The sequence below is a fragment of the Serratia proteamaculans genome, from assembly GCF_946227095.1.
In the GTDB taxonomy this organism is placed as follows: domain Bacteria; phylum Pseudomonadota; class Gammaproteobacteria; order Enterobacterales; family Enterobacteriaceae; genus Serratia; species Serratia proteamaculans_E.
Map to the genome: position 1 here is coordinate 289,076 of NZ_CAMISV010000001.1, position 25,371 is coordinate 314,446.

20 protein-coding genes are annotated in these 25,371 nt (G+C 53.7%); 6 read left to right on the forward strand and 14 right to left on the reverse strand.

Annotated elements, in window-relative coordinates:
* Genes lpxK through OC597_RS01570 form a run of 3 tightly spaced genes read right to left on the reverse strand, consistent with a single transcriptional unit; the run spans position 1 to position 4,978 of the window.
* Complete coding sequence (lpxK, locus tag OC597_RS01560) at positions 1 to 981, reverse strand: tetraacyldisaccharide 4'-kinase (RefSeq protein ID WP_262207112.1); 981 nt, start codon at positions 979 to 981, stop codon at positions 1 to 3.
* Positions 981 to 2,729: a lipid A ABC transporter ATP-binding protein/permease MsbA gene (gene msbA, locus OC597_RS01565; RefSeq protein WP_262207113.1), complete on the reverse strand. Its 1,749-nt coding sequence runs from the start codon at positions 2,727 to 2,729 to the stop codon at positions 981 to 983. The genes lpxK and msbA overlap by 1 nt, the downstream gene beginning before the upstream one ends.
* Before the next feature lie 35 nt (positions 2,730 to 2,764).
* A complete protein-coding gene (locus OC597_RS01570; protein WP_262207115.1) occupies positions 2,765 to 4,978 on the reverse strand; it encodes a ComEC family protein in 2,214 nt (737 codons plus the stop codon).
* On the opposite strand from OC597_RS01570, the gene OC597_RS01575 reads away from it, so the two are divergent.
* The gene (locus tag OC597_RS01575; RefSeq protein WP_261253824.1) at positions 4,929 to 5,180 is read left to right on the forward strand and encodes a hypothetical protein; all 252 of its coding nucleotides are present in this window, start codon (positions 4,929 to 4,931) and stop codon (positions 5,178 to 5,180) included. The two genes, OC597_RS01570 and OC597_RS01575, sit on opposite strands and share 50 nt — an antisense overlap.
* A gap of 131 nt (positions 5,181 to 5,311) precedes the next feature.
* On the opposite strand, the gene ihfB is transcribed toward OC597_RS01575, so the two are convergent.
* The 6 genes from ihfB to ansB all read right to left on the reverse strand — a co-directional run bounded on the left by ihfB (position 5,312) and on the right by ansB (position 12,303).
* Positions 5,312 to 5,596 (reverse strand): integration host factor subunit beta, encoded by a 285-nt coding sequence (gene ihfB / locus OC597_RS01580; protein ID WP_004942652.1) that lies wholly within the window; start codon positions 5,594 to 5,596, stop codon positions 5,312 to 5,314.
* A 63-nt stretch (positions 5,597 to 5,659) separates the two neighbouring features.
* Positions 5,660 to 7,339 (reverse strand): 30S ribosomal protein S1, encoded by a 1,680-nt coding sequence (gene rpsA, locus OC597_RS01585; RefSeq protein WP_099061742.1) that lies wholly within the window; start codon positions 7,337 to 7,339, stop codon positions 5,660 to 5,662.
* 181 nt (positions 7,340 to 7,520) lie between these two features.
* On the reverse strand, positions 7,521 to 8,210 hold the full coding sequence (gene cmk, locus OC597_RS01590; protein ID WP_085116071.1) for a (d)CMP kinase: 690 nt from the start codon (positions 8,208 to 8,210) through the stop codon (positions 7,521 to 7,523).
* Between the two features lie 276 nt (positions 8,211 to 8,486).
* Positions 8,487 to 9,773 carry a 3-phosphoshikimate 1-carboxyvinyltransferase gene (aroA, locus tag OC597_RS01595; protein WP_262207118.1) on the reverse strand — a complete coding sequence of 429 codons (1,287 nt, stop codon included), beginning with the start codon at positions 9,771 to 9,773 and terminating at the stop codon, positions 8,487 to 8,489.
* A 115-nt stretch (positions 9,774 to 9,888) separates the two neighbouring features.
* On the reverse strand, positions 9,889 to 10,974 hold the full coding sequence (gene serC, locus OC597_RS01600; RefSeq protein WP_261253292.1) for a 3-phosphoserine/phosphohydroxythreonine transaminase: 1,086 nt from the start codon (positions 10,972 to 10,974) through the stop codon (positions 9,889 to 9,891).
* Positions 10,975 to 11,256: 282 nt separating this feature from the next.
* Entirely contained in the window at positions 11,257 to 12,303 is a 1,047-nt protein-coding gene (ansB, locus tag OC597_RS01605) for an L-asparaginase 2 (RefSeq protein ID WP_262207120.1), read from the reverse strand.
* Between the two features lie 148 nt (positions 12,304 to 12,451).
* Between ansB and ycaO the strand changes: the two genes are divergently transcribed.
* From ycaO to pflA, 4 genes are all read left to right on the forward strand, one after another.
* Positions 12,452 to 14,215 carry a 30S ribosomal protein S12 methylthiotransferase accessory factor YcaO gene (ycaO, locus tag OC597_RS01610; protein WP_262207122.1) on the forward strand — a complete coding sequence of 588 codons (1,764 nt, stop codon included), beginning with the start codon at positions 12,452 to 12,454 and terminating at the stop codon, positions 14,213 to 14,215.
* 471 nt (positions 14,216 to 14,686) lie between these two features.
* The gene (gene focA / locus OC597_RS01615; RefSeq protein ID WP_012006133.1) at positions 14,687 to 15,547 is read left to right on the forward strand and encodes a formate transporter FocA; all 861 of its coding nucleotides are present in this window, start codon (positions 14,687 to 14,689) and stop codon (positions 15,545 to 15,547) included.
* A 54-nt stretch (positions 15,548 to 15,601) separates the two neighbouring features.
* Complete coding sequence (pflB, locus tag OC597_RS01620; protein WP_261253265.1) at positions 15,602 to 17,884, forward strand: formate C-acetyltransferase; 2,283 nt, start codon at positions 15,602 to 15,604, stop codon at positions 17,882 to 17,884.
* A gap of 295 nt (positions 17,885 to 18,179) precedes the next feature.
* The gene (gene pflA / locus OC597_RS01625) at positions 18,180 to 18,920 is read left to right on the forward strand and encodes a pyruvate formate lyase 1-activating protein (RefSeq protein ID WP_112350315.1); all 741 of its coding nucleotides are present in this window, start codon (positions 18,180 to 18,182) and stop codon (positions 18,918 to 18,920) included.
* 52 nt (positions 18,921 to 18,972) lie between these two features.
* On the opposite strand, the gene OC597_RS01630 is transcribed toward pflA, so the two are convergent.
* Positions 18,973 to 20,118: an MFS transporter gene (locus OC597_RS01630; RefSeq protein ID WP_261253264.1), complete on the reverse strand. Its 1,146-nt coding sequence runs from the start codon at positions 20,116 to 20,118 to the stop codon at positions 18,973 to 18,975.
* A gap of 178 nt (positions 20,119 to 20,296) precedes the next feature.
* Between OC597_RS01630 and OC597_RS01635 the strand changes: the two genes are divergently transcribed.
* The gene (locus tag OC597_RS01635; protein WP_314733032.1) at positions 20,297 to 20,665 is read left to right on the forward strand and encodes a DUF1801 domain-containing protein; all 369 of its coding nucleotides are present in this window, start codon (positions 20,297 to 20,299) and stop codon (positions 20,663 to 20,665) included.
* Between the two features lie 76 nt (positions 20,666 to 20,741).
* On the opposite strand, the gene dmsD is transcribed toward OC597_RS01635, so the two are convergent.
* The 4 genes from dmsD to ynfE are packed head-to-tail and all read right to left on the reverse strand — an operon-like array spanning position 20,742 to position 25,353.
* Positions 20,742 to 21,359 carry a Tat proofreading chaperone DmsD gene (gene dmsD, locus OC597_RS01640; RefSeq protein ID WP_261253258.1) on the reverse strand — a complete coding sequence of 206 codons (618 nt, stop codon included), beginning with the start codon at positions 21,357 to 21,359 and terminating at the stop codon, positions 20,742 to 20,744.
* A 49-nt stretch (positions 21,360 to 21,408) separates the two neighbouring features.
* Complete coding sequence (locus OC597_RS01645; protein WP_262207124.1) at positions 21,409 to 22,269, reverse strand: DmsC/YnfH family molybdoenzyme membrane anchor subunit; 861 nt, start codon at positions 22,267 to 22,269, stop codon at positions 21,409 to 21,411.
* Between the two features lies 1 nt (position 22,270).
* Positions 22,271 to 22,888: a DMSO/selenate family reductase complex B subunit gene (locus OC597_RS01650; protein WP_085116061.1), complete on the reverse strand. Its 618-nt coding sequence runs from the start codon at positions 22,886 to 22,888 to the stop codon at positions 22,271 to 22,273.
* Between the two features lie 11 nt (positions 22,889 to 22,899).
* Complete coding sequence (gene ynfE, locus OC597_RS01655; RefSeq protein ID WP_262207126.1) at positions 22,900 to 25,353, reverse strand: selenate/tellurate reductase subunit YnfE; 2,454 nt, start codon at positions 25,351 to 25,353, stop codon at positions 22,900 to 22,902.
* Positions 25,354 to 25,371: the final 18 nt, after the last annotated feature.

Here is a 25,371-nt window from a genome sequence, read left to right on the forward strand (position 1 = left end):
TTATTTTTTCAACAGAGCTTCAATACTGTGCAGCAATTGCTCAGCCTGTTCGGTGGGAAGTACCGCATCAACCGGTAAATACCACCAATTGGGCTGGGCAAAAGCGCGGCATTTGACCGCATCTTTCTCAGTCATCAGCAACGTTTGCCCTGAAGATACCAGTGCCGCCAAGGGGTCGTGCTGGTATTCCTGATGATCGGCAAATGCTACTTCTTTTTCAACCTCCACACCCAGCTTTTCCAAGGTGGCGAAAAAGCGTGGGGGATGACCAATGCCGGCCATTGCTACCACATGTGGCAGTTCAACTGCCGGCCGACGCTCACCGCTGGCAACATTAACCGCGTCGCGTGCCTGCAACCGCATGGCGATCTCACCCGGCTGAGCCACACCGCCGTTGGCAATCAGGGCGTCAACGCTATTTAGCCGCGAAGCACGTTCGCGCATCGGGCCGGCCGGCAACCACCATCCATTACCAAAGCGGCGTACGCCGTCGATCACCACCAGTTCAAAATCACGCTGCAAAGCATAATGCTGCAGACCGTCATCGGTGATCACCACGTCAAGGGGCTGCTGCTTAAGCAACGCCTGAACCGCTTCACAGCGCTTGGGTGAGATGGCCACTGGCGCAGCGGTTCGCTGATAAATCAGTACCGGCTCATCACCCGCCTGCTGGGTAGTCGTACTTGCGTTAAGTAACAGCGGATAAGCCTCTGCTTTGCCACCATAACCGCGAGAAACCACACCCACCCGGTATCCGCGCTGCTGCAACTGTTCCACCAGCCAGATCACCATCGGAGTTTTACCATTGCCACCGGCAGTGAGATTCCCCACCACCACCACCGGCACCGGCGCGCGCCAGCTTTTACGCAGCCCGCAACGGTAACTGAGCCGAATCAGGCCGCTGACCAGACCATACAGCCAAGACAGCGGTAACAGCAGCAAATAAACCAGCGAGCTGCCTGACCAGATGCGCTCAATCATTATTGACCAAACTGCATACGATGAAGCTGGGCATATGTACCCTGCTTTTCGATCAATTCAGCATGTTCGCCACGCTCAACGATACGGCCATCCTCAACCACCAGGATTTCATCAGCCTTCTCAATGGTCGACAGACGGTGCGCAATCACCAGTGAAGTCCGGTTTTTCTGTAACTCATCCAGCGCAGCCTGAATAGCACGCTCCGATTCAGTGTCCAGTGCCGAAGTGGCTTCATCGAGGATCAGTATCGGGCAGTCACGCAGCAAGGCGCGGGCTATAGCGATACGCTGGCGTTGACCGCCGGACAGCATTACGCCGTTCTCACCGATCACCGTGTCCAGACCGTTCTCCATTTTTTCAATGAAGTCCGTGGCATAGGCCATGCGAGCTGCCTTCTCTATCTCTTCGCGGCTATAGCGTTCTTCACGCGCGTAAGCGATATTGTTGGCAATAGTGTCATTGAACAAATGCACGTTTTGCGAAACCAGCGCTACCTGATCACGTAGCGACGCCAGTGTGTACTCGCGCAGATCATGACCATCCATCAGGATCTCGCCTTTCTGGACGTCATAAAAACGGGTCAGCAGATTGGCGATCGTCGATTTGCCCGAACCAGAACGCCCTACCAGAGCCACCGTCTTACCTTCTGAAATGCTCAGATTGATATCGCGCAGCGCAGGCGTTTCTTTCCCTGGGTAGTAGAAAGTGACATTACGGAATTCGATATCGCCCTTCGCACGTGCAACTTCACGGGTGCCGGTATCTTTTTCCTGTTCCATATCCAAAATCGAGAATAAGGTCTGGCACGCCGCCATCCCGCGCTGGAACTGGGCGTTGACGTTGGTCAGTGACTTCAGCGGGCGCATCAAGGCGATCATCGAAGAGAACACCACGGTGATGGTACCGGCAGTCAGGGTAGCCATTACGCTAGGGAAGCTGGCGGCATACAGCACGAAGGCCAGTGCCAGCGACGCGATCAACTGAATGATAGGATCAGAGATAGAGGAAGCGGAAACCAGTTTCATGCCCTGTTGGCGCATGCGATTGCTGACCGAATTGAAGCGATCGGTTTCAACCTGCTGGCCGCCAAAAATAAGGACTTCCTTATGGCCTTTAAGCATCTGCTCTGCGCTGGTCGTCACCTGCCCCATGGTGTTCTGCATGTTTTTACTGATATTACGGAAGCGTTTGGAAACGATGCGGATAGCAATAGAGACAATAGGGGCCAGTACGATCAGGATCACCGACAGCTGCCAGCTGTAGTAGAACATCATGGTGAACAGCGCGATTATCGACGCCCCTTCACGCACCACGGTCACCAGCGCACTGGAAGACGATGAAGCGACCTGTTCGGAATCATAGGTGATCCGCGACAGCAAGGTCCCGGTAGACTGCTGATCGAAGAACGATACCGGCATTCTCATCATATGGCCAAACAGCCGACGGCGCATATGCATCACCACCATGCCGGATACCCAGGAGATACAGTAACTGGAAACAAAGCCGGTCGCCCCGCGCACCACCATCAGGCCAATTACCGCCAATGGCATCCACAGCAGGATGCTGCTTTCCGTTTTCCCAAAACCGTCATCCAATAAAGGTTTAAGCAAAGACAACATAAAGGCGTCGCTGGCCGCGTTAAGTACCAACGCAATGGCGGCCACGATCAGTCCGGTCTTAAAAGGTGTGATCATCGGCCAGAGGCGACGGAAAGTCTGCCAGGTGGAGAGATCTTTATCATTCATCATGCAAATACCAGCATCGGAAGAAATAGCGGCCTATTTTACTCATTATCACCCTCTACGCCAAACCGCTGATGGTACCAACGGGGCATTAATTGTTCACGAAAGCCTTTAATTTGCCAATCGTTGTCGAAAAAAAGTACGGATAACTGACCGGAGCGCGAAGTATCGCGCCATATGATGTCATTTGCCAGGTATCTGGCGACAACTTTACCCGCAGGTAAACGCCATTTATTGTAACGCGATGCCGAAGCTATTGCCGCCTTTGGCGCTACCGCACGCAAAAATGGCGGCGTGGACGAGGTTTTACTGCCATGGTGCGGCACCTGTAACACCGTAGCGCTCAATAAATGGCGTTGATGTCGGACCAACTGTGCCTCAGTCCGCTTTTCTGCATCGCCGGTTAGCAACAGGCTATATTTACCATCATCAATACGAATGACGCATGAATCGTCATTTCCCGCTATTTTTACTGCCTTTGGCGGCCACAACACTTGAAATTGGAGCGATTGCCATTGCCAGCGCTCCCCTGCCACACAGGGCAAATGGCCTGCATCAAGACGTGGGCTCCTTACCGTCGCTTGCGGAAATGCACGCTGCATCTCTTCAAGACCACCGATATGATCCAGATGGTCGTGACTGAGAATGATGTGCTCCACAGGCAATCCTCGCCAGCGAAGAAACGGCAAAATATTCCGACCAGCGGCGCTGCCTGTCCCCCAACGGGGGCCTGTATCATACAATATTGCCCGACCGTTCTTTTCAACCACCATCGCCAGGCCCTGCCCAACGTCAAGCATGTCTACGCGCCAAGAGTATGGAGGCACTCTTTCACGCCACAGCAAGCCACACACCGCCAAAGTTGCCAGCACCGATGCATAACGCCACCACCAGTGAAAACGCCAAAAAATCACCAGCAGCCAGCCGGTAATACTGACAGCCAGAGAGGCTGCGCCAAGATCGACCCAACCGTTTTGCAGGTAGTGTAATGGGGTAAACACCCCTGCCAGGGTAAGATCCGCCAATCCCCACAGTCCCGCACTCAACGTCGGGAAAATACCAACGACCACCGCCAGCAGGATCAAAGGTACCGTGACCAGCGAAACTAAAGGGACAGCCCAAAGATTGGCCGGTATGGAGGTTAGCGTCAGGCCAAGAAACAAACCGGCCTGCATAGGGACCAATAGCAATGTGATGCCAAACTGAATATGTAGCCAACGTAGCGGCGCCCAGTACCATCCCGAGCGAAAACGGGGATGCAACGGCACCCATTCGAACCAAAAAATCAGGCAAAGCACTGCCGTGGCCGATAGCCAAAAGCTGTCAGATAACACTGCCAGCGGATCACAAACCAGGATTAGCCCGATACACCACAACCAAATTTGCCAGGAAGAGCAATGGATACCGCGTATACGTAACAACATCCACAGTGTCAGCGCCAGACCGGTTCTTACCGCTGGCGGATGTGCACCAGCCAACCAGACATAGCCTAACGCGCCAAGCCAACTGATGATCAGTGGTAAACGGTAACCAATCAGGCTGGCAGGCAGAAAAAACTGCATAGCCAGTAACAAAGACCAAATCAAAATAGCCACCATCGCCACGTGCAGCCCCGAAATGGCCATCAGGTGAGCAATGCCGGTTTTCAACATCAAGGTGCGCAACGCCGGTTCCAGCGCTGCCCGCTCCCCAAATGCCAGCGCAAGCAACACGGCTTTATAGCGGAGAACTCCCATATTGCTCTCGGCATGGCCGATAACGCGCTGTCGCCAACCGCAACTTTGGTCCAGGATTACCGCGCTCTTAACCTGCGCCGTCAGCGGTTGGCGCCGTGACATCGCCCAACGCTGACTGTCAAAGCCCCCTTCATTTAAGCTGCCATGCACCGGCCGCAAGCGCAGGTGCAATCGCCAGCGTTGTCCGGCACACAGGGTCTGTTCTTTGGGTTGCCAGAGGGTGGAGAACGCGATCGAGGGTACCAGCCAGCGGCCATTGATCTGTTCAATACGCATAACCGTCTGCTTTCGTGGTGCGGAAGCCAACGCAATACTGCTCACCTGAACCACCGCATTCACCACTGGGCCCTGACTTAAGCGATTGATTTGATTAACCAGGGTTCCGGCGGTAAATACCGCCCACAGAAAACCCAATGCCCCCCACGCCATAAACCGGCCTACGTTGCCCCTACGCCACAGGCAGAGACAGATGGGCAAGATGACCCACAGAGTGATGTGCGCATCGGGTAAGTACGGCATGAAAAGCAGCGGTAAAATCCCGCAGATAATTGCGCTTACTGCCAAATCCAGCGAAGTTTTGATAAGTGGTCTCCCGGTATCGGGCAGCTATCCGGGCTGCCAACATCACGGGATTGTTTACGCATCGGCCAATACTCACCATCAACAATCTGACGGTACGCGATCGTCGCCGCACAATAACAGCGACCGTTACCACGGCTAATCGCATGCTGCGGCTTAGCTCGCAAGAAACACCAAGACGGCCAGACAAAAGGAACAGGCAAAAAAAAACGGCGCCCCGAGGGCACCGTTTTATATTTCTTTACAAGCAACAACTCTATGGGCAGTCAGTGACTAGCCATAGATATTGGCGCGGTCACGCAACTCTTTGCCTGGCTTGAAGTGAGGAACGTACTTGCCGTCCAACTCAACTTTGTCACCAGTTTTCGGGTTACGACCCACACGCGGAGCACGGTAGTGAAGAGAAAAACTGCCGAATCCGCGGATCTCGATGCGTTCCCCATCGGCTAGCGTTGCAGCCATATGTTCTAGCATCTCTTTCACTGCATCCTCAACGGCTTTCGCCGGTACATGAGATTGCTGGCCAGCAAGTCTTTCAATAAGTTCAGACTTGGTCATAGTTCCTCCAAGCTTTGCAGCTAAACTACCGTATCGGGGCGGTTAAAAAACCGCCCCCCGTCATTACTCGCCTTTAGCCGCTTTGAAAGCTTCAGCCATTGCGTTAGAGAAGTTGCTTTCTTCCTGCTTGCTGCCGCTATTAACAGTAGCAATTGCATCTTTCTCGTCAGCTTCGTCCTTAGCACGTACGGACAGGCTTACTACGCGGTTCTTACGGTCAACGCCGGTGAATTTAGCTTCAACGTCGTCACCCACATTCAGAACCAGAGTTGCATCTTCAATGCGGTCGCGAGAGGCTTCAGAAGCACGCAGGTAACCTTCTACGCCGCCTGCTAATTCAACTGTAGCACCTTTGGCGTCAACTGCAGTGACTTTACCAGTAACAATAGTACCTTTCTTGTTCATAGACAGGTAGTTATTGAACGGGTCTTCAGCCAGTTGCTTCACGCCCAGGGAGATACGCTCGCGCTCTGCGTCAACTTGCAGAACAACCGCTGCGATTTCGTCGCCTTTCTTGTATTCACGAACTGCTTCTTCGCCTGCAACGTTCCAGGAGATGTCAGACAGGTGAACCAGGCCGTCGATGCCGCCGTCCAGGCCGATGAAGATACCGAAGTCAGTGATAGACTTGATTTTACCTTCAACGCGGTCGCCCTTGTTGTGGGTTTCTGCAAACTGCTGCCATGGGTTGTTTTTGCACTGCTTCAGACCCAGGGAGATACGACGACGTTCTTCATCGATGTCCAGAACCATAACTTCCACTACATCGCCCACGTTAACAACTTTGGACGGATGGATGTTTTTGTTGGTCCAATCCATTTCAGAAACGTGTACCAGACCTTCAACGCCTTCTTCGATTTCTACGAAGCAGCCGTAATCAGTCAGGTTGGTTACACGACCAGTCAGCTTGGTGCCTTCTGGGTAACGTTTCGCGATAGCAACCCATGGATCTTCGCCCAGTTGCTTCAGGCCCAGGGAAACACGAGTACGCTCGCGGTCGAACTTCAGCACTTTAACAGTGATTTCGTCGCCAACGTTGACGATTTCGCTCGGATGCTTAACGCGTTTCCAAGCCATATCAGTGATGTGCAGCAGGCCGTCTACGCCGCCCAGATCAACGAATGCACCGTAGTCAGTGAGGTTCTTAACGATACCTTTAACTTCCATGCCTTCCTGCAGGTTTTCCAGCAGTTGATCACGTTCTGCGCTGTTCTCTGATTCGATAACCGCACGGCGAGAAACTACAACGTTGTTGCGTTTCTGGTCCAGCTTGATGACTTTAAACTCAAGCTCTTTGCCTTCCAGGTGCAGAGTGTCACGTACTGGACGCACGTCAACCAGGGAACCTGGCAGGAACGCACGAATACCATTCAGCTCTACAGTGAAGCCACCCTTAACTTTGCCGTTGATAACACCGACGACAGTTTCAGCTTCTTCGTAAGCTTTTTCCAGCGTGATCCAAGCTTCGTGACGCTTAGCTTTCTCACGGGACAGCAGAGTTTCACCGAAGCCATCTTCAACAGCGTCCAGCGCAACATCAACTTCGTCGCCTACCTGGATTTCCAGCTCGCCCTGTGCGTTTTTGAATTGCTCAGCCGGGATGGCAGACTCAGATTTCAGACCGGCGTCAACCAGTACTACGTCTTTGTCGATAGCAACTACAACGCCACGAACGATGGAACCCGGACGGGTTTCGATTGTTTTCAGGGATTCTTCAAAGAGTTGAGCGAAAGATTCAGTCATGTTTAATCTTCAGGGTTCTATAGTTTAACGTCCATTTAGCATCCCGCCGAATGGGGTTGTTTCACATACCCCGCCATTGGCTCCATGCCGACAGGGTTTAGGTTACAGGGGTAAAATTTTACCCGATATAGTTCGATACTACCATGACAAATATGACAAAAAGCCAATAACGCCGCCGCGCTTACTGCTGCGGCAACGCTAAAACTTCATGTGCATAAGTCAGCGCACGCTGGATGACTTCGTCGATCGACATGCTGGTTGAATCCAGCACGAGGGCGTCGGAAGCCGGCACCAGGGGCGCGATAGGCCGATTACGGTCACGGTCATCCCGTTCCTTTATCTCGGCTAAAAGACGTTCAAAGTTAACATTAAAGCCCTTTTCCTGCAACTGTAGCATGCGGCGGTGTGCACGCTCCTCCGAACTGGCGTCCAGGAAAATCTTGACCGGCGCATCGGGAAACACCACCGTGCCCATATCGCGGCCATCGGCAATCAGCCCAGGGGCCTCACGGAATGCCCGCTGGCGGCGTAACAGGGCTTCACGCACGCGCGGAAAAGCGGCTGCCTGCGAAGCGGTGTTTCCGACAGTTTCAGTGCGGATTTCATTGCTGACATCCTCACCTTCCAAAATAACCTGCAGTTTGCCATCCAGGGCAATAAAGCGAACATCGAGATGTGCGGCCAGTGGAACCAGCGCCTCCTCAGACGTGATATCGACCTGATGATGCAGCGCCGCCAAAGCCAGCACGCGATAAATCGCGCCGGAATCCAGTAAGCGCCAACCAAGTGATTCGGCCAACGCTTTACACAGCGTGCCTTTGCCTGCGCCACTTGGTCCATCAACGGTTATCACCGGGGCTGTAGCCGTCATTTCTCTCTCCTTCAGGTAGAAAACCTCACAGGGACATAACCTGCCGCCAGCACAATGCGAAAGCATAATTAAAAACATCCCTGCCGCCCGCCCAATCGGGGCAGTCACGGTGGCGCATTATACGCTGCCAAACGGCGAACTGTTACCCTGGAACTGTCTGGTTGTTGAAAATAAGCCGATGACCGCGCAAAAGTATAGCGGACAGCCTCGGGCTACAGGCGTTAAAAACAACAAAGGCCCAATTAAGGGCCTTAAAAGAAAGTATCTGACTGCGGATCACGCCAATTGACTGATACGCGCCAGTTGTTCGAAGTAGTCCGGGAAGGTTTTCGCGGTACATTTCGGATCGAGAATGGTCACGGGAGTATCCGACAGCGCCACCAGCGAGAAACACATCGCCATACGGTGGTCATTGTAGGTACCGATATCGGCAAATTTCAGCTTGGCCGGCGGTACGACGTGAATATAGTCTTCCCCTTCATCCACTTCTGCGCCCACTTTACGCAACTCTGTCGCCATAGCAGCCAGGCGGTCGGTTTCTTTCACCCGCCAGTTATAGATATTACGAATGGTCGTTGGGCCTTCGGCAAACAAGGCCGCAGTCGCAATGGTCATCGCCGCATCAGGAATGTGGTTCATATCCATGTCGATGCCACGCAATTCACCGCGGCTGCATTCAATATAGTCATCACCCCAGGTAATGCGTGCACCCATTTTTTCCAGCACATCGGCAAATTTGGTGTCGCCCTGAACGCTTTTCTTACCGATGCCGGTGACACGCACGGTGCCACCTTTAATTGCCGCGGCCGCCAGGAAGTAAGAAGCCGAAGAAGCATCGCCCTCCACCAGGTAGTCGCCTGGCGAACGGTAGGTTTGACAGCCACTAATGTGGAACACGCGATAGTTGTCGTGGCTGACCTCGACGCCGAAGGTGCGCATCAGGTGCAGAGTAATATCAATGTACGGCTTGGAAACCAGCTCACCCTTGATATGGATATTGGTGTCCTGTTCGGCCAAAGGTGCCGTCATCAGCAATGCGGTCAGGAATTGACTGGAAACGCTGCCGTCGACGGTCACATCACCGCCGCGGAAACCCCCACGCAGGCGCAATGGCGGATAATCGGTCTGCTCCAGGTAATCAATCTGTGCGCCGCCCTGACGCAGAGCATCCACCAGATGACCAATTGGGCGCTCTTTCATGCGTGGCTCACCGGTCAGCACCACATCATTGCTGCCCAGGCACAGCGCTGCCGCCAAGGGACGCATTGCGGTACCTGCGTTACCGAGGAACAGTTCAAGCGGCTGGCTGGCCACCAGCGGGCCGGCAACACCTTCAACTTTACAGGTAGTGCGATCGTCTGACAGTTGATAGCTCACGCCCAGCGCCTGCAGCGCATTCAACATATGGCGCACGTCGTCGCTGTCCAGCAGGTTGGTCAGCGTCGTCGTTCCCTCCGCCAGCGCAGCCAGCAGCAGAGCACGGTTGGACACGCTCTTGGAGCCGGGTAAGTTGACGGTGCCATTGACCAAGGCAACCGGTTGTAACGTCAGGGAATCCACCATGTGAACTAAAATCTCCAAAATCTGATAAACGAAACGGCCCCGGGGATAATGCCGGAGCCGCTTTAACTCAAAAGGACAACAGCGAAGGCGGCCCGCTCAAGGCAGGCAACCTGGCTTAACCGTGACGACGTTCGAAGTCAGTCATAAAGTCGGTCAATGTCTTCACACCGGCCAGCGGCATTGCATTGTAAATAGAAGCGCGCATGCCGCCAACCACTCGGTGGCCTTTCAGTGCTTGCAGGCCAATGGCTTCTGCTTCGCTGAGGAACACGTTATCCAGCGCAGGATCCGCCAATTGGAACGGCACGTTCATCCAGGAACGGTTGGCAAGCGCCACCCGGCTGCGGTAGAAATCCGAATTATCGATGGTCGCGTACAGCAACTCGGCCTTGGCCTGGTTGCGTTTATGCATTTCCACCAGGCCGCCCTGCTCTTTCAGCCATTTGAACACCAGGCCGGACAGGTACCAGGCAAAGGTCGGCGGCGTGTTGAACATGGAGTCGTTCTCAGCCAACACGGTGTAATCGAGGATCGACGGCACTTCGCGGCGCGCCTTACCCAGCAGATCTTCACGTACAATCACTAGCGTCAGGCCGGCCGGGCCAATGTTTTTCTGCGCCCCGGCGTAAATCACGCCAAAACGGCTAACGTCCAGCGGACCGGACAGAATGGTGGAGGAGTAATCGCCGATTACCACTTTATCGCCGAAGTCAGGCACCTCATCGATAGCCACGCCGTCGATGGTTTCGTTCGGACAGTAATGCACGTAGGCCGCGTCATCGCTCAACAGCCACTCTTTCATCGGTTTGATGCCGAGCAGGCCGTCGACGTTAGTTTTCACGTCGATGGTGTTTGGCGTGCAGTATTTTTTCGCTTCGGTGATGGCGCTGTGCGCCCAGTAACCGCCGTCGATATAGTCTGCGGTGGTTTTGTCACCCAACAGGTTCAGCGGCAACGCGGCAAACTGTGCGCGGGCACCACCGTGGCAGAACAGCACTTTATAGTTGGAGGGGATTTTCAGCAGATCGCGCAGGTCCTGTTCGGACTGCTGAGCGACTTCGATAAACTCTTTACTGCGATGGCTGATTTCCATCACCGAGGTGCCAAGACCGTGCCAGTTGCACAGTTCCTGTTCCGCACGACGCAAAACTTCAACCGGCAGCATGGCCGGACCAGAGCTAAAATTATAAACCTGAGTCATTTCCCCTCACCACATTCACTATTCGCCAATGATACTGGCCTACCGAAATACGCCCGAATTAATCCTTCGGTTTTATCACTCGCGCCCCCCTCCTGCAATGGTTATTCGCCCGATGCTGGGAAACACCCAAACCCTGCGCTAACAGGCTCTGCCAAATCACCGGTATTTTTTGCAATAAAACGCTGTGACAACGGCCAATTCAGTGGGTTAACGCGGTTTTTTATGCTGTATTCAGCCGACATGGCTAGGGGGCACGCAGGCCCCCGAATGAAGGAAAGACACTCAGTATTGATTAAACATCTGCTGAATTTGTTTGGCGTCTTTAGTCTGAGTCAGCGCCAGTTGCAGCAGGATCCGCGCTTTTTGTGGGTTCAGTGTACCGGCGGCGACAAAGCCGAATTTGGTATCATCCACTTCGGCATCTTCGGTGGTCGCGCCGCTGGGCACTCTGGAGGAACGCACCACGGCGACGCCGTTATGGGCGGCCGTCGCCAGGGTGTCAAATACCGTTTTATACAGATTGCCGTTACCGACTCCGGCGCTGACGATGCCTTGATAACCTTCGGCAATCAGCGCTTTGGCCGGGGCATCAGAGGCGTTGGCATAGTTATAGATAATGCCGACCTTGGGCAACGCTGTCAGGCTGGAGACATCAAATGGGGTATCGGTGGTGTGTTTGCGTTGCGGCGAGCGCTGGTAATCAACCTTGCCGTTATGGATATAGCCGAGCGGGCCGAAGTTGGGCGACTGGAAAGTCTGTACGGAAGTGGTATTGGTTTTAGTCACGTCGCGCCCATCCAGCACGATGTCGTTCATCGCCACCAGCACACCGCGTTTAGCCGATTGCGGATCTGCTGCCGTCACCACGGCGTTATACAAATTAAACGGACCGTCGGCGCTCATCGCGGTGGCCGGGCGCATCGCCCCGACAATCACTACCGGCTTGTCGCATTTAACCGTCAGATCAAGAAAGTACGCGGTTTCTTCCAGCGTGTCGGTGCCATGGGTGATGACAAAACCATCGGTTTTAGCGCAGTCGGCATTGATTTTATTCGCCAGTTTCAGCCAAACCTCATCATTCATATCCTGCGAACCTATGTTCACTACCTGTTCGCCCTGCACATTGGCGACGTTTCTCAACTCCGGCACGGCATTCACCAGAGCATCAATGCCCAGTTTGCCCGCCGTGTAGTTGGATTTTGTCGCCGACTCGCCCCCACCGGCAATGGTGCCACCGGTCGCCAACAGCGTAATGGTGGGCAAGGCCAGAGCAGAACCGCTTGCACCCGCCAACAGGAGCGCCACAGCGCTGAGTTTCACTGATTTCATTGGGTTTCTCCATGATAGATAACTCGCTGAATTATGGCCCTTATCCCCAAAAAAACTGTGACTTTGCCACCGCTTTAGGAATACGTGGAGCTTGAGCGTAAAACCCCGTATCATTGCGCGTTTTTAGTACGCTCAAAAAGTGAAGACAATGACGCAAACTTTTATCCCTGGCAAAGACGCCGCGCTGGAAGACTCTATCGCCCGTTTCCAACTGAAATTAAGCGATCTGGGTTTTAATATCGAAGAGGCCTCCTGGCTGAACCCGGTGCCACACGTATGGTCGGTTCACATCCGCGATCGCGATTGCCCGCTGTGCTTCACCAACGGTAAAGGCGCCAGCAAAAAAGCTGCGCTGGCCTCAGCTTTGGGCGAATACTTCGAACGTCTCTCTACCAACTATTTCTTTGCCGACTTCTATCTGGGCAAACAGATTGCCGAAGGCGATTTCGTGCATTACCCGAACGAGAAATGGTTCCCGATCCCAGCCGATGATTCGCTGCCAGCTGGCATTCTCGATGATCGTCTGCATGCATTCTATAATCCGGATCGGGAAGTTAACGCCAGCGATCTGATCGATCTGCAGTCCGGTAATGGCGATCGTGGCATTTGCGCCCTGCCATTCTCCCGTCAGTCAGACCAGCAGACGGTTTACATCCCGATGAACATCATCGGTAACCTTTATGTGTCCAATGGCATGTCTGCCGGTAACACCGCCAACGAAGCTCGTGTACAAGGCCTGTCTGAAGTATTCGAGCGCTATGTGAAAAACCGCATCATCGCTGAATCCATCAGTTTGCCGGAGATCCCGGCCGAGGTGTTGAACCGCTATCCGGGCGTGGTGGAAGCTATCGCCAAGCTGGAAGAAGAAGGTTTCCCGATCCTGTCTTACGATGCCTCACTGGGCGGCAACTACCCGGTGATCTGCGTTGTGCTGTTCAACCCGGCTAACGGCACCTGTTTCGCCTCGTTCGGCGCCCACCCTGATTTTGGCGTGGCACTTGAGCGTACCGTGACTGAACTGCTGCAGGGCCGCAGCCTGAAAGATCTGGATGTGTTCACCGCACCGACCTTCGACGACGAAGAAGTGGCAGAGCACACCAACCTGGAAACCCACTTTATCGATTCCAGCGGTTTGATCTCCTGGGACATGTTCAAGCAGGATGCGGATTACCCGTTTGTCGACTGGAGCTTCAGCGGCAGCACGCAGGAAGAGTTCGCCACCCTGATGAGCATTTTCGATCAGGAAGGCGCGGAAGTGTACATCGCCGACTATGAGCACCTGGATGTTTACGCCTGCCGTATCATCGTGCCGGGCATGTCCGATATTTACCCTGCGGAAGACCTGCTGTTGGCCAACAACAGCATGGGTGCGCACCTGCGTGACCTTCTGCTGACGCTGCCGGGCAGTGAGTGGGAGCCGCAAGAATATCTGGCGCTGATTGAACGCTTTGACGACGAAGGCCTGGACGATTTCACCCGCGTGCGCGAGCTGCTGGGTATTGCCTCCGGTAAAGACAACGCCTGGAATACCCTGCGCGTGGGCGAGCTGAAATCGATGCTGGCATTAGCCGGTGGCGATATGGACCAGGCGCTGATCTGGGCCGAATGGACGCAAGACTTCAACGCTTCAGTGTTGAGCCCGGCACGCAGCAACTACTACCGTTGCCTGCAAACGCTGCTGTTGCTGGCACAAGAACCTGACCGCGATCCGGCACAGTACTACACGGCCTTCGTGAAGATGTACGGTCAGGAAGCGGTAGATGCTGCCTCTGCGGCCATCAGCGGCGAAGAGCGCTTTAACGGCCTGTTCGCAGTCGATAACGATCTGAAAGCCTTGCCGGCTCATCAGGCGCTGTTAGCGGCCTACGAAAAACTGCAGAACGCCAAACGCCGTTATTGGACACAGGCATAATCTCAGTCCCTTTGCGCCGGCGGTCCGCTGCCGGCGCAATACTCAAATTGTTCCCTGTCGCCTCTATCCGCATTATCAACATCTTATTTTGACGGTTAAATAAGCGGTTTTTCTGTTTATTTTTTTCGCTTGATTACGCACTTATCAGCAAACAAGACAAATAAAACAGCAATTGTTACTGGTCGGTAAAATAATAATTAACCGATAATTAAACGCTGACCGTCGAAAAGTGACAAAATGCATGAAAATTTAACCTTTCCGGGGCTCCCCGGATAGTTTATTCAAAATTATTTGCAAACATTAAAAAATAGTTTTACCATTAAATTCAATAGGTTAATGCAATAAACCTTGCGATTTATCTGGTTTTTGGCCGCTTTAGTTTCTCGCCTTATGATCCAAATCAATTTTTACCCTATACTGCTTTGCTAGTATCTCATTGCGTTGTTTTAACCCTTAAAAGCGAGAGTTAGTGTGAAAGCTGACAACCCCTTCGATCTGATATTACCTGCAGCAACAGCGAAAATCGCTGAGGATGCAGGTGTGTACAAAGCCACCAAGCACCCGCTGAAAACATTTTATTTGGCGATCACTGCCGGTGTCTTTATTTCAATCGCATTCGTGTTTTATATCACGGCGACTACCGGCACTGCCGGTGTGCCTTTCGGCCTGGCAAAATTGGTCGGCGGCATCTGTTTCTCCCTGGGGTTAATGCTGGTCGTCGTTTCAGGCGCCGACCTGTTCACTTCTACCGTACTGATTGTCATCGCCAAGGCCAGCGGCCGTATCAGTTGGTGCCAACTGGGTGCCAACTGGCTGAATGTCTATATTGGTAACCTGATTGGCGCACTGTTCTTTGTGGCACTCATCTGGTTCTCTGGCGAGCACATGGTGGCCAACGGCCAATGGGGCCTGAACGTCCTGCAAACCGCTGACCACAAGCTGCATCACACCTTTGTTGAGGCCGTCTGCCTCGGCATTCTGGCTAACCTGATGGTCTGCCTGGCGGTGTGGATGAGCTACTCGGGCCGCAGCCTGATGGACAAAATGTTCGCCATGATCCTGCCGGTCGGCATGTTTGTCGCCAGCGGTTTCGAGCACAGCATCGCCAACATGTTTATGATCCCTATGGGTATCGTGGTTAAAAACTTCGCCACGCCAGAATTCTGGCAAGCCGTAGGGGCAACACCTGAGCAATTTGCTCATCTGACCGTAAGCAACTTTATCATCGACAACCTGATCCCAGTCACCATTGGCAACATCATTGGCGGCGGCTTATTGGTTGGGTTGACTTACTGGGTAATTTATCTGCGTGGTGGTGAACAACAGCACTAAGCTGTTAGTTACCGCGCGCCGAGTTAGAACTCCACAATTAAAGGTAGGTGTATAATGACCGAACTTAACGAGAAGTTAGCCAAAGCTTGGGAAGGTTTCAGTAAAGGTGACTGGCAGAACGAGGTCAACGTTCGTGACTTCATCCAGAAAAACTACACTCCTTACGAGGGTGATGAATCCTTCCTGGCCGGCGCAACTCAGGCCACTTCCACCCTGTGGGACAAGGTTATGGAAGGGATCAAACTGGAAAACCGCACCCATGCGCCAGTTGATTTCGACACCAACGTTGCAGCTACCATCACTTCCCACGACGCGGGCTACATTGCCAAAGAGCTGGAAACCATCGTTGGCTTGCAGACTGATGCACCACTGAAACGTGCGCTGATCCCATTCGGCGGCATCAAAATGGTAGAAGGTTCTTGTAAGGTCTATGGCCGCGAACTGGATCCACAGCTGAAAAAAGTGTTCACCGAATACCGCAAAACCCACAACCAGGGCGTATTCGATGTTTACACCAAAGACATTCTGAACTGCCGTAAATCCGGTGTGCTGACCGGTCTGCCAGATGCTTATGGCCGCGGCCGCATCATCGGTGACTACCGTCGCGTAGCCCTGTACGGCATCGATTTCCTGCTGGCAGACAAACTGAATCAGTTCAAGTCACTGCAGACCAAGCTGGAAAACGGCGAAGATCTGGAAATGACCATCCAGCTGCGTGAAGAAATTGCTGAACAGCATCGCGCTCTGGGCCAGATTAAAGAAATGGCGGCCAAATACGGTTGCGATATCTCTAACCCGGCTACCACCGCGCAAGAAGCCGTACAGTGGACCTACTTCGGCTACCTGGCCGCAGTGAAATCCCAGAACGGTGCAGCCATGTCCTTCGGCCGCGTGTCTACCTTCCTTGACGTGTTCATCCAACGCGACATCGAAGCCGGCAAACTGAACGAAGAACAAGCGCAGGAACTGATTGACCACCTGGTGATGAAACTGCGTATGGTGCGCTTCCTGCGTACTCCTGAGTATGATGAGCTGTTCTCCGGCGACCCAATCTGGGCGACTGAGTCCCTGGCAGGTATGGGCGTTGACGGCCGTACTCTGGTCACCAAAAACAGCTTCCGTTTCCTGAACACCCTGTACACCATGGGGCCGTCTCCGGAACCGAACATGACCATCCTGTGGTCTGAAAAACTGCCGTTGAACTTCAAAAAATACGCAGCGAAAGTGTCTATCGACACCTCCTCCGTACAGTATGAAAACGACGACCTGATGCGCCCTGACTTCAACAACGATGACTACGCCATCGCCTGTTGCGTTAGCCCGATGATCGTCGGCAAACAAATGCAGTTCTTCGGTGCCCGTGCCAACCTGGCGAAAACCATGTTGTACGCCATCAACGGCGGCGTTGATGAAAAAATGAAAATCCAGGTCGGCCCGAAAGAAGCGCCAATGATGGATACCGTGCTGGACTATGACAAAGTCATGGAACGTATGGACCACTTTATGGATTGGCTGGCCAAGCAGTACGTGACCGCGCTGAACATCATTCACTATATGCACGACAAGTACAGCTATGAAGCTGCACTGATGGCACTGCATGACCGTGACGTTTATCGCACCATGGCTTGTGGCATCGCCGGTCTGTCCGTTGCGGCTGACTCCTTGTCTGCTATCAAGTACGCTAAAGTATCCACCATCCGTGATGAAGACGGCCTGGCCGTAGACTTCAAAATCGAAGGTGAATATCCGCAGTTCGGTAACAACGATGCTCGTGTTGATGACATCGCCTGTGACCTGGTAGAACGTTTCATGAAGAAAATTCAGAAACTGCGTACCTACCGTAATGCTGTAGCGACTCAGTCCGTACTGACCATCACTTCCAACGTGGTTTACGGCAAGAAAACCGGTAACACCCCAGATGGTCGCCGTGCTGGCGCTCCATTCGGTCCAGGTGCTAACCCAATGCACGGCCGTGACCAGAAAGGTGCCGTAGCCTCTCTGACTTCCGTAGCCAAACTGCCGTTTGCCTATGCGAAGGATGGGATCTCCTACACCTTCTCCATCGTGCCAAACGCACTGGGTAAAGACGACGACGTGCGTAAAGCCAACCTGGCGGGTCTGATGGACGGTTACTTCCACCACGAAGCTTCTATCGAAGGCGGTCAGCACCTGAACGTCAACGTGATGAACCGTGAAATGCTGCTGGACGCGATGCAAGATCCTGAGAAATATCCTCAGTTGACCATCCGCGTATCCGGTTATGCCGTTCGCTTCAACTCGCTGACCAAAGAACAACAGCAAGACGTAATTACCCGTACTTTCACTCAGTCGATGTAATTGCCCCATCCGGGCGGGTTTTCCCGCTCGGTGGTTAAGCTGAACCCCGGGGCCGGATCTTTCCGGCCTTTTTAATAAATACAGCCCCCTGACTCAGCATGAGTCTGTTTTGCCAGATAGCTATACTTGATGGATATCCGGCAAAACAGTTATCCGGCGTAATAACCGGCCAACAGGAATCGTTCCACCCCAGTCATCGGGCCCTGCCCGCTTACTGCATCGCTGATCCCTGGCTGGCGGTTATGAGCCTACTTTTAGACTGCGTTTGACAGTCAATATTGGAGAAAACCCCGCAATGTCAGTGACAGGTCGCATCCACTCCTTCGAATCCTGTGGCACCGTAGATGGCCCAGGGATCCGCTTTATCGTTTTCTTCCAGGGCTGCCTGATGCGCTGCCTGTATTGCCACAACCGTGATACCTGGGATACCCACGGTGGGAAAGAAGTCACCGTTGAAGAACTGATGAAAGACACCGTCTCTTATCGCCACTTTATGAATGCCTCCGGTGGCGGTGTTACGGCTTCCGGCGGCGAAGCCATCCTGCAGGCCGAGTTCGTCCGCGATTGGTTCCGGGCTTGTCATGAAGAAGGTATTAACACCTGTCTGGACACCAACGGTTTTGTACGACGTTACGATCCGGTGATCGACGAACTGCTGGATGCCACCGACCTGGTGATGCTGGATCTCAAACAGATGAACGACGATATTCACCAGAACCTGGTCGGCGTTTCTAACCACCGCACGCTGGAATTCGCCCGTTATTTGGCGAAGCGCAATCAGCGCACCTGGATCCGTTATGTGGTGGTGCCAGGTTGGTCAGATGATGACAAGTCGACGCACCTGCTGGGTGAGTTCACCAAGGACATGACCAACATCGAGAAAATCGAACTGCTGCCTTACCACGAACTGGGCAAGCATAAGTGGATAGCGATGGGGGAAGAGTACAAGCTGGACGGGGTCCATCCGCCGAAAGCGGACACCATGGAGCGCGTCAAAGGTATTCTGGAAAGCTACGGCCACAAAGTGATGTACTGATCCCGCTAGCAACAACAAAAAACCCGGCACAGTATGGCCGGGTTTTTTATGCTCAGGCGGCGGCGAACGGGGTATGTTGCGGGTCCGGCTTTTTCAGCAGCATCATCAGATAAACCAGAGCCACGGCGGCGATCATCACAAACAGTGACTGGTCAGAATAATGTTGCATCAGCAGCGCCGTCATCGACGGGCCAATCAGGCTACCGATAGTGTAACTCATCAATAGCGCCTGGTTCATTGCCACCAGCTCATGCGGCAGCGTCTTCTCACAGGCCCAGGACATCGCCACCGGGTACAGGGTGAAGCCGGCACAACCCAGAATGAACAGCGACGGCGCCATGGCAGAGTGACTGAGCATTGCCACGCTGGCGAGGATCACCACAAATACCTGAATGCGCAGTACCAGCAGGCGGCCATAGCGGTCAGCCAGGCGCCCTACCGGCCATTGGCCAACAATGCCGGAACTGACCAGCAACGCCATCCAGTAACCGACGTTGGCATCACTCATGCCCTGATGGGATAAATACAGCGGCATCAGGCCATACAGCGAACCGAGCACAATGCCGGAGATAATGCAGCCATTGATGCCCAACCGAGCACTGCGGCGTTTCAGCATCGGCCATACCGCAGCCTGTTGGGGTTCATCGTGCTGGCTGTTCACCCGGGCAAACAACATCGGCAGCATGGCGCTGATCACAATGGCTGTTACCCACGGCACCACGTTCAACAGTTCGGTAGACACCATACTCAACAACAGTTGGCCGACCACCGTACCGAGGTAGTAAACCATCATATAGGCCGCCAGCAGTTGGCCACGGTTGGAAAGATTACCACTGCGCAGTAAGGCGCTCTCAACAATCACCCAAATCCAGGCGCAGCCGATACCGGCAAAGAAGCGCCACCCCATCCAACTCCAAAAATCGAGCGATAACGCCATACCGGCGGTTGCCACGGCAAACACCACGCAGGCAAGATGATAGCTGCGGGTAAAGCCAATGCGTTGGATCAGTTTGCCCGCAATCAGCGTGCCGAACAGATTGCCGGTAAAGTAAGAAGAACTTACCATTCCCACCTGCCCGGTTGACAACTGAGCATGGGTTAACCAAAGAGGCACTAACGTATTCAATACGGCAATAGAAACCGTGAGCAACAACAGGCCACAGAGCAGCAGGAGCACTGGGCGGGAATATGCGGACATAGTGAGATTGAAACCGAACGCGCAATGAGAGTGCGCGCATCATGCCACTGGCGATAAAAAAGTCAATCAGCTCTTATCTGTCCACCGCACAATTTGTATTACACAGACTGACAGGCGCAACACAGAGCAAAAACCTTTATGCTGAACACGGATAAAATTCACGGGGAGGAAGGACATGATGGAAAGCAAAACAGAGACTGCCGTCACCGCACTGTTGAGTGATATTGCCAGCACCCACGCGGAGCTTTTACCGGTGATTCAGCACGTTCGCCAACTGGCCACCGCAATGGGTGACAATGTCTGCGAATCGGTAAAGTACGGTGGCATCATGTTTGCTCATACGGCGTTTTTTTGTGGCGTATTCAGCTACAGTGGCCATGTCTCGGTAGAATTTGGCCAGGGCTACCTGCTCGAAGATCCCCACCGAATACTGGAGGGCGGTGGCAAATATCGCCGTCATATCAAACTTCACTCGGTGGCTGACATCGAAGCCAAACACCTGGCGGAGTTTGTCAAACAAGCCTATGAACTGGCCCCCCTTCGCTAAACCGGTACGTTTCGCCGGATGCCGAACCGATGAATGGCCGCCAGCGTTTGTACGCCTGACGGCCGTTCATTTTTTATCAGAAATGCAGGTCCAAAGACTCAACTTCGGCAGTGCATTCTTCGCCCCAGGCGCTCAGGGTAATTTGTGCTAATTGTGCCAGCCCCTGATAGAAAGGATGTTGCGCATTCGCCTGCAACAACTCCAGATAGCGCGGAGCCCAAGGCAGCACATGTTTGGTCAGCAACTGTTCAACCAGCCCACCCTGACGTTCTTCAGCTAACCATGCCACCATCATCAACAAGGTGCCGATGTGATCTTCCGGCTCATTGCGGTCGTGTTGCGCATCAATGCCATTCGAACGTAACCACCGGCGCAGACGCAGGGTAGAATTGCCGAACAGTACGTTCTCTTTGTCCAGATACACCGAGCCCCATAACGGAGCCGGTAAGGTGTCAGGCCCGACAAACAGACGTTGGTAAGCCTCTGCCAATGACTCCTCTTGCTCATCTGCAATCCCGGTAGCGATCAGTGCTGCCGCCGTCTGCAACTGCTCGGCGTCGCCATACGGCCATTCTTTGACCCACTCAGATTCAGACAAGGTTGCCAACAACTGTTGACCGTCTTCACTTTCTGGCGGTGCATACAACAACACACCCAGCACCCGGCCCGTTAAAGCGATATTTTCAAGCGTCATAAATCAAGGATCCTATTAAGGGCACAGCGAACTGTGCCTGACTACAATATTAACCGGCTACCGCCATGCCAACGGTCATATGCAGGCCGTAGAACACACCACGCCCCACCAGCTCACCAGCGATAACCAAAATCAAACCTAAAACCATCCCCATCACGCTCGCGTTGCCCCGGCGCAACAGTGGGCAAATCCAACAACCTAAACCTAACACCACCAACACCAGCCGCCCAACCATTAACTGGCCATATTGAGGGATCAGCGTTGATGCCTGCTGTACCGAACTGTTGATACTGGCCAACTCATAGCCTTGCATCATCACCGCACCCAGGCTTACCAACAGCGCCACTACGCTCAGAGTAGCCAGTGAATAGCGGGCCGATACCGCTAATCCAGCCGCACGCAGTAACAGAACGCCCAGCAACGGCCCGCCGATCAGCGTCGTCAGGAAAAAGTTCAGCGTAGTGTAACCGTTATGCCAGGTTGGCACAGTATCGATTTGATACACCCGTGTCATGGCGTAAACAAAGACCACGCCCAACACCATGGTCATCCACAGCCACACTTTGCCTAACGCCGCTGGCATTTTGCCCAATACCGCCAGCAGCCAATAACCCCCCCCGACGGCGAAGAACAACGCGCCACCGGCAATTTCGTTGCTCAACGCCGAAGCACCGACACGGTTTAACGAGTTAAACGCCCGTAACGGTGAACCCAGGTGCAAGGTAGAAGCGACAAAAGCGATGCCCATCAGCAACCATAAGAAGAACATTGAGCGATGCACTGCCCGGTCCTGCTGCTGGTTCAGATTGCCACCGATCACCGCAATTCCCATAACGATGATCGCCCCCACCACAGATTGCCCCAATACGGTAAACAGCATCAGCGGCCATTCATGCCATCCCATGCCCATATTAAACCTCCTTCGGATTGGCCAGATAACCGGTGGTATCACCACTCGGTCGGCTATTGGCATTGGGTTTCAGCACGATGCATGGCCGGGTAAAATGCGCAGCCGGTAGCGGGGCCACCTGTGCCAAAGTGCCATGCTGCTGGCGTAGTTGCTCGATAGGACCAAAGTCCAGAGCCCGCAGCGGGCAGGACTCTACGCAGATAGGCTTGTTGCCCTCCGCCACTCGCTCATGGCAGCCATCACATTTGGTCATGTGCCCTTTAGCCGCATTGTATTGCGGCGCGCCGTACGGACAGGCCATGTGGCAATAGCGACACCCAATACACACCTCTTCATTCACCACCACAAAGCCGTCTTCCCGTTTGTGCATCGCACCGGTCGGGCACACTTTGGTACAGGCGGGATCTTCACAATGGTTGCAGGCGATCGACAAATAATAGGCAAACACGTTTTGTTGCCAGCCTTCGCCATCCTGTTGCCAATCGCCTCCGGCATATTCATAGATGCGACGGAAGCTGACGTCCGGCGTCAGGTTCTTATAGTCCTTGCAGGCCAGTTCGCAGGTTTTGCAGCCGGTGCAACGACTTGAATCGATAAAGAATCCATATTGCTGAGTCATTGGCTACCCCCTTATACCTTTTCGATTTGAATCAGATTGGTATGCTGCGGATTCCCCTTCGCCAAAGGCGAGGGACGATGGCTGGTCAGGGTATTCATGCAGGCGCCATGATCGACCCGATCGCCGCTCATATCAGCCTGATGCCAGGCCCCCTGCCCCATAGCCACCACACCCGGCATGATGCGCGGCGTCACTTTGGCCTCGACCCGCACTTCGCCACGGCCGTTGAACACCCGCACCTTGTCACCGGCGAGGATCCCACGCGATTGCGCATCCAGTGGGTTGATCCACACTTCCTGGCGGCAGGCCGCCTGCAAAATGTCGATATTGCCGTACGAGGAGTGGGTGCGGGCCTTGTAGTGAAAGCCAAACATTTGCAGCGGGTAGGTTTTACGCAGCGGATCGTCCCAGCCTTCAAAGGTCGAGGCATAAACCGGTAACGGGCTGATGGTTTCGTCTTTCTCCAGTTGCCAGTCATTGGCGATCTCAGCCAGTCGGCTGGAATAGATTTCTATCTTGCCGGACGGCGTTTTTAACGGGTTCGCTTCGGGATCCTGACGGAAACTTTTGTAAGCCACGAAATGGCCATTGGGATCTTTACGCTTGTAGATCCCCATGCTGCGCAACGCTTCATAGTCCGGCAACAGGGGATCCCGCGCCTGCATTTTGGCGTACAAATACTGTAGCCATTGCGCTTGGGTACGCCCTTCGGTGAATTTCTGATGCACCTCTGGCCCCAAACGACGTGCTACTTCACTCAGCACCTCATAGATGCCCTTACGTTCGAATTTGGCGGTGGTGGCGGGTTGAATAAAGATCAGATAGCCCATGTTACCGGCATAGTCGTTGGGAATAATGTCTTCCTGTTCGACGGTCATCAGATCCGGCAGCAGTATATCGGCATATTTTGCCGACGAGGTCATAAAGTTTTCCAGCACCACTATCATTTCGCATTGAGAGTCATCCTGCAAAATATCGTGGGTTTTATTGATGTCGGAGTGCTGGTTGGTAATGGTGTTACCGGCATAGTTCCAGATGAACTTAATCGGTACGTTCAGCTTATCCTGGCCACGAACCCCATCGCGCCTGGCGGTCATTTCCGGGCCTCGCACAATGGCATCGGTCCAGCTAAAACAGGAGATTTGCGCTTTGACCGGGTTGGTCAACACCGGCATACGCTCAATGGTGATGGTATAGGTGGATTCACGCGCCCCGCTGTTACCGCCATTAATGCCGACATTGCCGGTCAGAATCGGCAGCATGGCGATGGCCCGCGAGGTCAGTTCACCGTTGGCCTGCCGCTGTGGCCCCCAGCCCTGGCAGATATAGGCCGGTTTCGCGCTGCCTATTTCCCTTGCCAGTTTGATAATGCGATCTGTCGGAATGCCGGTAATTTTTGCCGCCCACTGCGGCGTTTTTTCAACGCCATCCTCACCCAGCCCAAGAATATAGGCCTTGTAATGGCCATTTACCGGGGCACCGGCAGGTAAGGTTTTCTCGTCATAACCAACGCAATATTGGTCCAGGAAGGGTTGATCGACCAAATTCTCGCTGATCAACACATGTGCCAACCCAGCCACTAACGCCGCATCCGTGCCCGGCCGAATCGGGATCCATTCATCCTCACGTCCGGCGGCAGTATCGGTATAACGCGGATCGATAACGATCATCCGTGCATTAGAACGTTCACGCGCCTGCTCCAGATAATAGGTAATACCGCCCCCACTCATCCGCGTTTCCGCCGGGTTATTACCGAACATCACCACCAGTTTGCTGTTTTCAATATCCGAGGTGCTGTTACCTTCATTGCTGCCATAGGTGTAAGGCATGGCGCAGGCGATTTGCGCAGTGCTGTAAGTGCCATACTGGCTCAGGTAACCGCCATAGCAATTCATCAGACGGGCGACCAGTGAAGCATTCGGCGATGAGCGGGTAATATTGCCGCCAACTATGCCCGAGGTGTAATTGATATATACCGCTTCGTTGCCGTATTGCCCGACAATCCGCTTCAGGTTGTTGGCGATGGCATCATAAGCTTCGTCCCAGCTGATACGTTTGAATTTGCCTTCTCCCCGTTTACCGACGCGTTTCATGGGATAATTCAGGCGGTCAGGATGGTTCATTCGGCGACGAATAGAACGACCGCGTAAACAGGCTCGCACCTGATGGTCGCCATACTCATCCAGGCCGGTGTTATCGGTTTCGACCCAATAAACTTCGTCGTCGCGGACGTGTAAACGCAAGGCACAGCGACTGCCACAGTTAACCGAACAAGCGCCCCAGACCACTTTGTCCTGCGCGGCTTGTAGCACACTTTCACTGATTGAAACCGCTAAAGCACGCCGGCTAAAGGGCAATGCTATGCCACCGACGGCCAGTGCCAACCCAACGATGCCGCTGGATTTAACCAACGTACGACGGCTGAATCCCCCAGACTCCTGACGGTTTGTTTTGTTTTCCGACATAACTCACTCCACGTTTTA

What these genes read in the sequence shown, in the direction of transcription:
- msbA (WP_262207113.1), bottom strand. Translation starts at nt 2,729, where the DNA reads ATGATGAATGATAAAGATCTCTCCACCTGGCAGACTTTCCGTCGCCTC.
- cmk (WP_085116071.1), bottom strand. Translation starts at nt 8,210, where the DNA reads ATGACGGCTACAGCCCCGGTGATAACCGTTGATGGACCAAGTGGCGCA.
- dmsD (WP_261253258.1), bottom strand. Translation starts at nt 21,359, where the DNA reads ATGACGCTTGAAAATATCGCTTTAACGGGCCGGGTGCTGGGTGTGTTG.
- ycaO (WP_262207122.1), top strand. Translation starts at nt 12,452, where the DNA reads ATGACGCAAACTTTTATCCCTGGCAAAGACGCCGCGCTGGAAGACTCT.
- aroA (WP_262207118.1), bottom strand. Translation starts at nt 9,773, where the DNA reads ATGGTGGATTCCCTGACGTTACAACCGGTTGCCTTGGTCAATGGCACC.
- OC597_RS01635 (WP_314733032.1), top strand. Translation starts at nt 20,297, where the DNA reads ATGGAAAGCAAAACAGAGACTGCCGTCACCGCACTGTTGAGTGATATT.
- OC597_RS01645 (WP_262207124.1), bottom strand. Translation starts at nt 22,269, where the DNA reads ATGGGCATGGGATGGCATGAATGGCCGCTGATGCTGTTTACCGTATTG.
- pflA (WP_112350315.1), top strand. Translation starts at nt 18,180, where the DNA reads ATGTCAGTGACAGGTCGCATCCACTCCTTCGAATCCTGTGGCACCGTA.
- lpxK (WP_262207112.1), bottom strand. Translation starts at nt 981, where the DNA reads ATGATTGAGCGCATCTGGTCAGGCAGCTCGCTGGTTTATTTGCTGCTG.
- serC (WP_261253292.1), bottom strand. Translation starts at nt 10,974, where the DNA reads ATGACTCAGGTTTATAATTTTAGCTCTGGTCCGGCCATGCTGCCGGTT.
- OC597_RS01575 (WP_261253824.1), top strand. Translation starts at nt 4,929, where the DNA reads ATGGGCAAGATGACCCACAGAGTGATGTGCGCATCGGGTAAGTACGGC.
- ihfB (WP_004942652.1), bottom strand. Translation starts at nt 5,596, where the DNA reads ATGACCAAGTCTGAACTTATTGAAAGACTTGCTGGCCAGCAATCTCAT.
- OC597_RS01650 (WP_085116061.1), bottom strand. Translation starts at nt 22,888, where the DNA reads ATGACTCAGCAATATGGATTCTTTATCGATTCAAGTCGTTGCACCGGC.
- pflB (WP_261253265.1), top strand. Translation starts at nt 15,602, where the DNA reads ATGACCGAACTTAACGAGAAGTTAGCCAAAGCTTGGGAAGGTTTCAGT.
- OC597_RS01570 (WP_262207115.1), bottom strand. Translation starts at nt 4,978, where the DNA reads ATGCCGTACTTACCCGATGCGCACATCACTCTGTGGGTCATCTTGCCC.
- rpsA (WP_099061742.1), bottom strand. Translation starts at nt 7,339, where the DNA reads ATGACTGAATCTTTCGCTCAACTCTTTGAAGAATCCCTGAAAACAATC.
- OC597_RS01630 (WP_261253264.1), bottom strand. Translation starts at nt 20,118, where the DNA reads ATGTCCGCATATTCCCGCCCAGTGCTCCTGCTGCTCTGTGGCCTGTTG.
- ansB (WP_262207120.1), bottom strand. Translation starts at nt 12,303, where the DNA reads ATGAAATCAGTGAAACTCAGCGCTGTGGCGCTCCTGTTGGCGGGTGCA.
- ynfE (WP_262207126.1), bottom strand. Translation starts at nt 25,353, where the DNA reads ATGTCGGAAAACAAAACAAACCGTCAGGAGTCTGGGGGATTCAGCCGT.